The following is an 11,007-nucleotide window of genomic DNA, read 5'->3' on the forward strand; positions in this document are numbered from 1 at the left end:
AAAGCCCGACTCCAAAGAGCCGGGCTTTTTGCTTTGAGACCGGAAAAGTCTCAGGGCTTGTTGCCTGTGGGGAAGGGCCATGCGGCTTGGGGAGCCAGGCGGGTTTGCGCGATGGGCGCGGGTGCGGCAGCGGGAGCTGCAGGCGCGGCAGCGGCGGGAGCTGCTGCGGCCTTCTTGGGGGCAGCGGCCTTCTTCGGGGCTGCAGCCTTCTTGGCGGGAGCGGCAGGAGCTGCTGCGGCCTTGGCGGGCGCTGCGGCAGGCTTGGCAGCTGCAGCGGGCTTCTTGGCAGCAGCAGGAGCGGCAGCCTTCTTGGCGGGAGCAGCGGCCTTCTTCGCGGCAGGTGCAGCAGCCTTTGTGGCAGCGGGAGCAGCGGCCTTCTTGGCAGCAGGAGCAGCAGCCTTCTTGGCAGGAGCAGCGGCCTTCTTTGCGGCAGGTGCAGCAGCCTTCTTGGCGGGAGCGGCGGCCTTCTTTGCAGCAGGAGCAGCAGCCTTCTTGGCGGGAGCGGCAGCCTTCTTTGCAGCAGGAGCAGCAGCCTTCTTGGCAGGAGCGGCGGCCTTCTTTGCAGCAGGAGCAGCAGCCTTCTTGGCAGGAGCGGCAGCCTTCTTCGCAGCAGGAGCAGCAGCCTTCTTGGCAGGAGCGGCAGCCTTCTTCGCAGCAGGAGCAGCAGCCTTCTTGGCGGGAGCGGCAGCCTTCTTCGCAGCAGGAGCAGCAGCCTTCTTGGCGGGAGCGGCAGCCTTCTTCGCAGCAGGAGCAGCAGCCTTCTTGGCAGGAGCGGCAGCCTTCTTCGCAGCAGGAGCAGCAGCCTTCTTGGCAGGAGCGGCAGCCTTCTTTGCAGCAGGTGCAGCGGCCTTCTTGGCAGCAGGAGCTGCAGCCTTCTTCACAGCAGGTGCAGCAGCCTTCTTGGCGGGTGCTGCCTTGGCAGTGGCCGTGGTTTTCTTCACGGTTTCAGCCTTGGGAGCAGCCGCCTTTTTGGCAGTGGTTTTCTTGTCGGTGGGGGCCTTGGTGGAGGCCGTCTTCTTCGCAGTTGCCATCATCTTCTCCTTCGTTGATTTGCACAAAACACTTCGGGGTACGGGGCTCCGAAGCGATCCAAAGCGATGTGGAGTGACGCATCGCAATGAACACGGAGACGCCCCACGCCGCAACACCATCGGTATTGCAAAAGCGTGAAGCGCGTCATGGTTCGCATTGTGCCTGCAGAGAAGCGATTAATCCCAGGAAAGTGCGCCGCCGGTTTGATACTCGATGACGCGTGTCTCAAAGAAGTTACGTTCCTTCTTCAAATCGATCATCTCGCTCATCCAGGGGAACGGGTTTTCCTCGTTGGGGAACAGGGCCTCAAGGCCGATCTGCGTGGCGCGGCGGTTGGCGATGTAGCGCAGGTAGCCCTTGAACATCGATGCGTTCATTCCGAGCACGCCGCGCGGCATGGTGTCCTCTGCGTAGCGGTATTCCAGCTCGACGGCCTTGACGAAAAGCGCCGTGATTTCTTCCTTGAATTCGGGTGTCCACAGCTGTGGATTTTCGAGCTTGAGCTGGTTGATCAGGTCGATGCCGAAGTTGCAGTGCATGGACTCGTCGCGCAGGATGTATTGGTACTGCTCGGCGGCGCCGGTCATCTTGTTTTGGCGGCCCAGCGCAAGGATCTGCGTGAAGCCCACGTAGAAGAACAGGCCCTCCATCAGGCAGGCGAAAACGATCAGCGACTTGAGCAGGGTCTGGTCGGTCTCGAAGGTGCCGGTCTTGAAGGCGGGGTCCATGATCGCTTCGATGAAGGGGATCAGGAATTCGTCCTTGTCGCGGATGGAGGGGACTTCGAGATAGGCGTTGAAGATCTCGCCCTCATCCAGGCCCAGCGACTCCACGATGTACTGGTAGGCGTGGGTGTGGATGGCTTCCTCGAAGGCCTGGCGCAGCAGGAACTGGCGGCATTCGGGCGCCGTGATGTGGCGGTAGGTGCCCAGCACGATGTTGTTGGCGGCCAGCGAATCGGCCGTCACGAAGAAGCCCAGGTTGCGCTTGATGATGCGGCGCTCGTCCTCGGTCAGGCCGTTGGGGTCCTTCCACAGGGCGATGTCGCGGTTCATGTTCACTTCCTGCGGCATCCAGTGGTTGGCGCAGGTGGCCAGGTACTTTTCCCAGGCCCACTTGTACTTGAACGGCACCAGCTGATTGACGTCGGTCTTGGCATTGATGATGCGCTTGTCGGCGGCATTCACGCGCTTGTGTGTGGTGCTCGGCGCAGCCTCCGCGCCGCTGGGCGTGTTCGAGAGGGTGGCGTCGTCGTCAAAGGTCAGCATTGCAATTTTCTCCGGCATGCCCTGGGGCATATGTTCAGTTCATTCGGTGCGAAAGAGTCCTCTCTTTCTGCTCCGGTCAATGTAGGACCATGGGTGGCCTGGCGTGTTGAGCAGGCCCAAGGTCCATGGCGAAGATCCTGCGCATGGCGCTGGCTGGCGGGCAGGGCGCGGGGCCTGCGCCGTGGCGAGGCCCCGCGCTGCGCGGCTTACTGGCAGGCTTCGCAGCCGGGATCGTCGATGGCGCAGAACTTGATGTCCGTCGCCGGTGCCTGGGCGCGTGCGGCGGCTGCCGCGGCTTCCAGGGCGCTGGAGGTGTTCACGGCGGCAGGCTGTGCGGCGGCGGCCGAGGGCACGGCGTTGAGCACGCGGCTTTGCACCGTGGACTTCTCGATGTTGGTGGCGCTGGTGGTGCGCAGGTAGTAGGTGGTCTTCAGACCGCGCAGCCAGGCCAGCTTGTAGGTGTCGTCCAGCTTCTTGCCCGATGCACCGGCCATGTAGATGTTCAGGCTCTGGGCCTGGTCGATCCACTTCTGGCGGCGCGCAGCGGCCTCGACCAGCCAGGTGGGCTCGACCTCGAAGGCGGTGGCGTACAGGCTCTTGACGTCCTGGGGCACGCGGTCGATGGGGCGCAGCGAGCCGTCGAAGTGCTTGAGGTCCATGACCATCACGTCGTCCCACAGGCCCAGGCGCTTCAGGTCACGCACCAGGTACTGGTTGATGACGGTGAACTCGCCGGACAGGTTGGACTTGACCGACAGGTTGCCGAACGAGGGCTCGATGGAGGCATCGACGCCGACGATGTTGGAGATGGTCGCCGTGGGCGCGATGGCCACGCAGTTGGAGTTGCGCATGCCGTGCTGGCCGATCTTGGCGCGCAGGGCATCCCAGTCCAGGCGCGAGGAGCGGTCCACTTCCACATAGCCGCCGCGTGCCTTCTCCAGCAGGTTCAGCGTGTCCAGCGGCAGGATGCCCTGGTCCCACAGCGAGCCCTTGTAGCTGGAGTACTGGCCGCGTTCCTTGGCCAGCTCGGTGGAGGCCCAGTAGGCGTAGTAGCAGATGGCTTCCATCGACTGGTCGGCGAACTCCACGGCCGCGTCGCTGGCGTAGGCGATGCGCATTTCATAGAGCGCATCCTGGAAGCCCATCAGGCCCAGGCCCACCGGGCGGTGGCGCAGGTTGGAGTCCTTGGCCTTCTGTACGGCGTAGTAGTTGATGTCGATCACGTTGTCCAGCATGCGCATGGCCGTGGTGATGGTCTTGCGCAGCTTGCCGTGGTCGATGGCGCCATCGACGATGTGGCGCGCCAGGTTGACCGAGCCCAGGTTGCAGACGGCGGTCTCGGTGTCGCTGGTGTTCAGCGTGATCTCGGTGCACAGGTTGGACGAGTGCACCACGCCGGCGTGCTGCTGGGGCGAGCGCACGTTGCAGGGGTCCTTGAAGGTGACCCAGGGGTGGCCGGTCTCGAACAGCATGGACAGCATCTTGCGCCACAGGTCCATGGCCGGGATGCGCTTGAACAGCTTGAGTTCGCCGTTGTCGGCCTTGGTTTCGTAGGCCGTGTAGGCGTGCTCGAAGGCGGCGCCGAAGAGGTCGTGCAGGTCGCCGACATCGGAGGGCGAGAACAGGGTCCAGTGGCCCTTTTCCATGACGCGCTTCATGAACAGGTCGGGAATCCAGTTCGCCGTGTTCATGTCGTGCGTGCGGCGGCGGTCGTCGCCGGTGTTCTTGCGCAGTTCGAGGAATTCCTCGATGTCCAGGTGCCAGGTCTCCAGGTAGGTGCAGACGGCGCCCTTGCGCTTGCCGCCCTGGTTCACGGCCACGGCCGTGTCGTTGACCACCTTGAGGAAGGGCACCACGCCCTGCGACTCGCCGTTCGTGCCCTTGATGCGCGAACCCAGGGCGCGCACGCGCGTCCAGTCGTTGCCCAGGCCGCCGGCGAACTTGGACAGCAGGGCGTTTTCCTTGATGGACTCATAGATGCCGTCCAGATCGTCGGGCACCGTGGTCAGGTAGCAGGAAGACAGCTGCGAGCGCAGCGTGCCGCTGTTGAACAGCGTGGGCGTGCTGCTCATGAAGTCGAAGGACGACAGCAGCTCGTAGAACTCGATGGCGCGTGCATTGCGGTCCTCTTCCTGCAGCGCCAGGCCCATGGCCACGCGCATGAAGAAGGACTGGGGCAGCTCGATGCGCGTCTTGCGCACGTGCAGGAAGTAGCGGTCGTACAGGGTCTGCAGGCCCAGGTAGTCGAACTGCTCGTCGCGCTCGGCCTTGATGGCGGCAGCCAGGCGGGGCAGGTCGTAGTTAAGCAGCTCGGGGTTGAGCAGCTCGTTGTCCACGCCCTTGCGGATGAAGCCGGGGAAGTACTCTGCGTAGGCCGCCTGGATGTCGGCCGGGTGCACGTCACGGCCCATGACCTCGCGCACGATCGTGTGCAGCAGCAGGCGGGCGGTGACGTAGGTGTAGTCGGGGTCTTTCTCGATCAGCGTGCGAGCGGCCAGGATGGAGGCCTTGAAGACTTCTTCGATCGGCACGCCGTCGTACAGGTTGCGCAGCGTTTCGGCGACGATGGGGGCGGCCTGGATATCGGCGTTGAGGTTGCGGCAGGACGCCTCGATCAGCGCCAGCAGGCGGGCCTGGTCCAGCGGCACGCGCTGGCCGTTGTCGGTCACATGCAGCACGGGCGCCGGTGCGGCGGCGGCAACCGCTGCGGCCTCGGCGGCCTTCTTCTGCTCGGCACGTTCCTGGTTGCGGCGGTCGCGGTACAGCACGTAGGCGCGTGCCACGTCGTGGTGGCCGCCGCGCATCAGGCCCAGTTCGACCTGGTCCTGCACATCTTCAATATGGAAGGTGCCGCCGCCCGGACGCGAGCGCAGCAGTGCGCGAACCACGGCCTGGGTCAGCTCGTCCACGGTCTCGCGCACGCTGGCGGAGGCCGCACCTTGGGCACCGCGCACGGCCAGGAAGGCCTTGGTCAGCGCGACGGCGATCTTTTGCGGCGTGAAGGGCACCACATCGCCGCTGCGGCGGATGATCTGGTAGCCGTCCTGCACGGACAGGTGATGGGCGGAGGAAGGATTGGCAGCATCACCGTGCGCAGCGGGAGCCAAAGAATTCAGTGCTTCTTGCATGAGTTTCCTCAACGGGTGTTTGTGGATAGAACGGACGCGGACCTGCACTTGGGGCAGGCTTGCTGGGAGATGGAATCGGGGTCGGATGTACACACCGTTTTCACAGGGTGTGCACAGCTTGTGAACACTAGATATGGTGTCCAGCGTGCTTCTGGGCACTACCTGTAGTGTATCGCCGTCTCATGTACACGGGGTACTCACGGCCGGAAAACCGCTGTTTGCGCTGCGCCAAACAGGTGCGCAACCTACAAGCCAATAGCAGCAAAGGCCCGCTGCGCCGTGGCTTGCGGGCGATGGTCCGCCGCAAGCCGCGGCAGCCTTGGCCCTGCGCCGGTCGGACCGCTGAAAGCCCCATGGACAGTGGGGCTGCGACACATGCGTGAATTTGTAAAAAATGATCAGGCAGCCGCTGCGTGCGCCTGGCGCGCCACATCGGTTGCTTTCTGGATTGACAGACCCTTTGTCCTCTGCCTGTGGACAAGCGGGGTTTTGCGCAAGATCTGGCGGTGCCTGCGATGAGGGTGTGCGCTTACGTGGAGGGCTGGCCCGCGCCCGGCGGCAGCTGCCAGTTCGCCGTGGCTGGGTGGTGGGCCAGCAGCCCGCGCAGCCGGTGCCAGTCGAAGCCTGCGCCCGGATCGCATTTGCGGCCCGGCGCGATGTGCTCATGACCTGCGAGATGGGCCACGGGGTAGCGCGCCGCGATGGCGTTGCACAGGGCATCGAGCGCCGCGTACTGGGCCGGCTCGAACCGCAGGCCCTCCAGGCCTTCGAGCTCTATGCCGATGGAGTCGTCGTTGCAGCGGTCGCGGCCCCGCCAGCAGGAAGCGCCTGCATGCCAGGCGCGCGCATCGCAGTCCACAAACTGCCAGACCTCGCCCTGGCGCGTGATGAAGAAATGCGCCGACACCTCCAGGCCGCGTATCCCCTGGTAGTAAGGATGGGCGTCCCAGTCGAGCTGGTTGGTGAACAGTTGCTGGACCGCACCCGTGCCGTACTCGCCGGGGGCAGGCTGATGGAGTGCACGACGACCAGATCGACCAGCGCCTGGGCCGGGCGCTCGCCAAAGTTGGGCGAGGGCAGGTGGCGGGCCTGCTGCAGCCAGCCGCCTTGCCAGGTCCAGGCCGGGGCCTGGGTGGCTTGCGCCTGCGGATCAGGACTCGCCATGGCCGCCTCCGTCCGCCTCGGCGCTGGCATCGCCGGGCAGGGCGATGTTCAGCCGGTCGATGCGGTAGCGGATCTGGCGCAGGCTCAGGCCCAGGCGCGCGGCGGTGGCCGTGCGGTTGAAGCCGTTTTCCTGAAGCGCCTGCACCAGAATGCCGCGCTCGCGCTCGTCCAGCCAGGCCTGCAGGTCACGGGGCAGGTCGGCATCGGCTGGCTCTGGCGATAGCGGGCCGCCTTGCGGCAGGGGGCGTGAAGGCGAGAGCGAAGGAGAGGGCGAGGCGGATGCAGGCGGGGCGGGCGGGGCTGGTGGCGTGCCGCAGGGCAGCTGCATCTCGGGATCTATGCGCAGCGGTCCGTCCTCGCCCAGCGTGATGGCGCGGTGCAGCAGGTTCTCCAGTTCACGCACATTGCCGGGCAGGGGCAGGCGGGCGATCTGCTGCACTGAACGCTCGTCGATCTCGGGCATGGGCAGGCCGGATTCCTGCGACAGCCGTGCCAGCAGGGCGCGGCACAGGGCAGGCAGGTCTTCGCGGCGCTCGCGCAGCGGGGGCAGCAGCACCTCGATGACATTGAGGCGGTAGTACAGGTCCTGCCGGAAGCGCCCCTGCTGCACATCGGCAGCCAGATCGCGGTGGGTGGCGCTGACGATGCGTACATCGGCCGCTTCCTCCTGTGCGGAGCCCAGGGGGCGCACGCGGCGCTCCTGGATGGCGCGCAGCAGCTTGGCCTGCATGGCCAGGGGCAGGTCGCCGATCTCGTCCAGAAACAAGGTGCCGCCGCGCGCCGCCTGGAAGTAGCCGTCGCGGTCCTGGGTGGCGCCGGTATAGGAGCCCTTGCGCGCGCCGAAGAACTCCGCCTCCAGCAGGTTTTCGGGAATGGCGCCGCAGTTCACGGCCACCATGGGGCCATGGGCGCGCTGGCTGCAGGCATGCAGCGCGCGGGCCACCAGCTCCTTGCCTGTGCCCGACTCGCCATGCACCAGCACCGGCGCCATGCCGCGCGCCACCTTGGCAATGCGCTGCTTGACGGCCTGCATGGCGGGCGACTCGCCGACCATGGCGTCCAGTGCGCCGCTGCCGTTGAGCACCGGGCTGGCGGCGGGAGCGGCCGAAGGGCTGCGCGCCGGCATCACGCCCGGGGCCGGCACACCGCCCACGCCCTGGGCGGCCGAGGCCACGACCAGGCGGAACTGCTTGAGGTCCACGGGCTTGGTCAGGTAGTCGAAGGCGCCTGAGCGCAGGGCCTCGACGGCGTTCTCGGCGGAGCCGTAGGCCGTCATGACCACGCAGCGCTCGCGTCGCTGCTGGCTGCGCAGGTCCTGCAGCAGCTCCATGCCCATGCCGTCGGGCAGGCGCATGTCGGTGATGACCACGTCGAAGCGCTGGGTCTGCAGCTGCTCGCGCGCCTCGCCCACGCTGGCGGCGGTTTCCACGCGGTAGCCTTCGCGCAGAAGGGTCAGTTCATAGAGGGTGCGCAGATCCGGCTCGTCGTCCACGACAAGGATCGATGCGGCAGCGGGCAGGGAGTTCAAAGGCATCACACCACAATCTGATCAAACAGGGAGGCCGGCAGGGCCGAGGCCGGGCCGGCACGGAACACGATGCTGAAGGCATTGCCCTCGACAGGGCCGTGCGGCGTGGGCCGCGACAGCCGCTGGTAGCTGATGCTGGCATCGTAGCGCTGGCACAGCTCGCGGCAGATGTACAGGCCCAGGCCGCTGGAGCGGCTTTCCGAAGAGAAGAAGGGCTCGAACAGATGGCGTTGCACCGTGGGCTCCAGCGCGGCGCCGTCGCTCCAGACCTGTAGCCAGATCTGGCCGCCGGCCGGCGCGCCGGTCAGCACCTGCAGCGTGTGTGGCTCGTGGGCGTTGCTGCGGTAGCGCCGGGCGTTGTCCAGCAGGTTCACCAGGATGCGGCGCAGATGCTCGCCATCGAACACCACGGTCTTGTCCCTGGCGTCCAGCAGGAGCTGGATGCTGTGCGCGGGCTGGCCCTGGGCCTGCCATTCCTGGCAAACCTGGGCCACGTGCTGGTCCAGGGCCAGCAGGCCGGCATGCGCTTCGCCAATGTGCTGCTGGGCCCGGGCGATGTTGAGTACGTCCTCGACGATGCGTGCCAGGCGCTCGGCATTCTGGCCCACGATGCGGCACAGCTGCTGCTGGGCCGGGTCCTGCGCCAGATCCTCGGCCAGCAGGGCATTGGCCTGGGTGATGGCGGCCAGCGGATTGCGGATCTCGTGGGCCACGGCGGCCGACATGCGGCCCATGGACGCCAGCTTTTCCGTGCGCAGCCGCGCCTCCATCTCGCGCAGATCATGCAAAAAGACCACGCACAGCTGCTGCAGCAGCGCGGGCTCGGCCGCGTCGGCGGCGTCGGATGGGGTGGCGACTTCGGTCAGCCAGGTGCGCAGGTGCAGGCCCGTCATGCCTTCCTGGCCGATGGACTGCAGATGGATGGCGGCCGAGATGGGCAGGTTCTGGGCAAAGCTCTGGGCCACGGCGTCCTGCAGCCGCTGCCAGCCGGAATGCTCCTTGAGGGCGAAGGGCAGGGCATGCGCGTCGGCCAGCCCCAGCAGGTGCAGTGCGGCCGGGTTGGCCTGCTGCACGCGGAACTGGGGATCGACCACCAGCACGCCTTCGCCCAGGTGGCGGATCACCAGGGCATTGACCTGTTCCTGCGTCTGGGCCTTGCGGCTGCTGTGCTGGGCCAGGTGGCGCTCGCGCCGCACGCGGCGTGCCAGTTCGTGCGTCAGATAGGCCACCGCGAAATAGCCTGCGCAGGCAAAGCTGGCCTGGTAGTAGGCCTGGGTGCTTTCTATGCGGCCAGCCACGTCCTGCCATGCCACCCAGCCCAGGGTCAGCAGCGTGACGCTGGCCGTGGTGGCCAGGGCCAGCGTCAGATTGCCCAGCACGGCCGAGATCAGGATGGGAATGGCCAGCAGGGCCGAGTAGTTCAGCGGCCCGGTCTGCAGCATCTGCAGCAGGCAGATGACCGCGATGTCCACGCCGATCACGGGCAGCCAGTGCACGCCGGCGCGGGGCGAGGGCGGCTGGGCGCGTGCCGTCAGCCGCAGCAGCAGCGTCAGCCCCAGGTAGCCCAGGCAAACCAGCCAGACCAGGGAATTGCCGCCGGGCTGCACGCTGAGCAGCGCCAGCTGCAGCAGCAAAAGCGCAGTGGCGATGAGCACGCGGCCGGTCAGGAAGCCCTGCCATAGCCGGACAAAGGGGGCGTTGGCGTCGTGCGGCGACTGCGCCGCGGCCTCGTCGATGGTGGGTGGCTGGGGGGGGCCGCGTCCTGCATGCTCAGCGCCGTTGCGCCAGGGTGCGGTGCTCTGCGCTGCAGTAGCTGCGGCCGGCCGCCTCGATGGCCTCGCTGCGCGGCAGGTGCAGGCCGCAGTGCGCGCACTCGACCATGTCCTGTGGAGCCGCCAGCGGCGCATTGGCCGGGTTGGCCGGGTTGCGCGGCGCAGCGGCCTGGCGCCGCTCGCGGGCCTCGGCACGGCGCTGGCTGCGCCAGATGCCGACAGCCACGATGATGACGATCAGGACCAGCAGGTACTTCATGTGGTGCGCTCCAGCAGCACTTCCATGACGAAGCGCGATCCCGCATAGGCCAGCAGCAGCAGCAGGGCGCCTGCATAGAGCATGCGCACGGCGCTGCGGCCACGCCAGCCAAAGCGCGCACGGCCGATCAGCAGCACGGCAAAGGTCAGCCAGGACAGCAGCGAGAACACAGACTTGTGGTTCCAGACCCAGGCCTTGCCATAGAGCTGTTCGCCGAACAGCCAGCCTGCGGCCAGCGTGGCCGTGAGCAGCACAAAGCCTGCGGACACGAAGCGGAAGGTCAGGCGCTCCAGCGTGAGAAGCGGCAGGCCGCTGTCATGGCCACCGCCGCCCAGCCGCATGTGCTGCTCGGCGCGTGTCATCAGCGAGGCGTGGACCACGGCGGCCGCGAACAGTCCGTAGGAGGCAATGCCCAGTGCCAGGTGCAGCGGCAGCCAGGGCGAGGCGTTGACATGCAGGGGCGTTCCCGGAAACAGCGCGGCCATGAGCACGGCGGCCGTGCCCAGCGCGGACAGCGCCAGCTGCGCGCGCATCTTGGGGAACAGCTGCTGCTCGACGCCATAGACGGTGAGCACCAGCCAGGCCGTCATGGACAGGGCCGGTGCGAAGCCGAAGTGAGGCTGCTCCCCGAGCAGGCCCCAGGCCAGGGCCAGGGCGTGGAGCACCCAGGCCAGGCGCAGGGCAACGCGGGCGCCGGCCTGGCTGATGCGTCGGGCGCCGGCGGCTGGCACGGCATAGGCCACGGCTGCGGCAAGCGCCAGCATCCAGCCCAGGGGCGATACGTTGGCGGAAATCAGGGGGACGGAGAGCATCTTTCAATGATAGCTGTGGCTTTCCCGCCGCCGGTTGTGCAGGC

The 11,007-nt window shown here is 66.9% G+C and carries 7 protein-coding genes and 1 pseudogene; all 8 read right to left on the bottom strand.

All coding sequences use genetic code 11. The annotated features are described in order from the left end of the window. Nucleotides 1-50: 50 nt before the first annotated feature. Entirely contained in the window at nucleotides 51-1,031 is a 981-nt protein-coding gene (locus CLV01_RS07650; RefSeq protein ID WP_099735205.1) for a hypothetical protein, read from the bottom strand. A gap of 177 nt (nucleotides 1,032-1,208) precedes the next feature. Beyond that, the gene (locus tag CLV01_RS07655) at nucleotides 1,209-2,300 is read right to left on the bottom strand and encodes a ribonucleotide-diphosphate reductase subunit beta (protein ID WP_012203430.1); all 1,092 of its coding nucleotides are present in this window, start codon (nucleotides 2,298-2,300) and stop codon (nucleotides 1,209-1,211) included. Between the two features lie 206 nt (nucleotides 2,301-2,506). Beyond that, nucleotides 2,507-5,428 carry a ribonucleoside-diphosphate reductase subunit alpha gene (locus CLV01_RS07660; RefSeq protein ID WP_065346125.1) on the bottom strand — a complete coding sequence of 974 codons (2,922 nt, stop codon included), beginning with the start codon at nucleotides 5,426-5,428 and terminating at the stop codon, nucleotides 2,507-2,509. A gap of 529 nt (nucleotides 5,429-5,957) precedes the next feature. Then, nucleotides 5,958-6,592: pseudogene (gene ampD, locus CLV01_RS07665) on the bottom strand (1,6-anhydro-N-acetylmuramyl-L-alanine amidase AmpD). Continuing rightward, nucleotides 6,579-8,126, bottom strand: a complete 1,548-nt coding sequence (locus tag CLV01_RS07670; RefSeq protein ID WP_063327209.1) for a sigma-54-dependent transcriptional regulator — start codon at nucleotides 8,124-8,126, stop codon at nucleotides 6,579-6,581. The pseudogene ampD and the gene CLV01_RS07670 overlap by 14 nt, the downstream one beginning before the upstream one ends. Continuing rightward, nucleotides 8,126-9,775, bottom strand: coding sequence for a sensor histidine kinase (locus CLV01_RS07675; RefSeq protein WP_373681037.1), 1,650 nt, complete (start codon nucleotides 9,773-9,775; stop codon nucleotides 8,126-8,128). The genes CLV01_RS07670 and CLV01_RS07675 overlap by 1 nt, the downstream gene beginning before the upstream one ends. 115 nt (nucleotides 9,776-9,890) lie before the next feature. Beyond that, nucleotides 9,891-10,151, bottom strand: coding sequence for a PP0621 family protein (locus tag CLV01_RS07680; protein ID WP_043825658.1), 261 nt, complete (start codon nucleotides 10,149-10,151; stop codon nucleotides 9,891-9,893). After that, on the bottom strand, nucleotides 10,148-10,963 hold the full coding sequence (locus tag CLV01_RS07685; protein ID WP_013804087.1) for a cytochrome C assembly family protein: 816 nt from the start codon (nucleotides 10,961-10,963) through the stop codon (nucleotides 10,148-10,150). Before CLV01_RS07685 ends, CLV01_RS07680 begins: the two co-directional genes overlap by 4 nt. Nucleotides 10,964-11,007 lie beyond the last annotated feature (44 nt).

Source organism: Delftia sp. 60, assembly GCF_002754395.1.
In the GTDB taxonomy this organism is placed as follows: domain Bacteria; phylum Pseudomonadota; class Gammaproteobacteria; order Burkholderiales; family Burkholderiaceae_C; genus Comamonas; species Comamonas acidovorans.

Excerpts from the sequence above, each read along its gene's own strand:
- CLV01_RS07650 (WP_099735205.1), bottom strand. The coding sequence starts at position 1,031 with ATGGCAACTGCGAAGAAGACGGCCTCCACCAAGGCCCCCACCGACAAG.
- CLV01_RS07655 (WP_012203430.1), bottom strand. The coding sequence starts at position 2,300 with ATGCTGACCTTTGACGACGACGCCACCCTCTCGAACACGCCCAGCGGC.
- CLV01_RS07660 (WP_065346125.1), bottom strand. The coding sequence starts at position 5,428 with ATGCAAGAAGCACTGAATTCTTTGGCTCCCGCTGCGCACGGTGATGCT.
- CLV01_RS07670 (WP_063327209.1), bottom strand. The coding sequence starts at position 8,126 with ATGCCTTTGAACTCCCTGCCCGCTGCCGCATCGATCCTTGTCGTGGAC.
- CLV01_RS07680 (WP_043825658.1), bottom strand. The coding sequence starts at position 10,151 with ATGAAGTACCTGCTGGTCCTGATCGTCATCATCGTGGCTGTCGGCATC.
- CLV01_RS07685 (WP_013804087.1), bottom strand. The coding sequence starts at position 10,963 with ATGCTCTCCGTCCCCCTGATTTCCGCCAACGTATCGCCCCTGGGCTGG.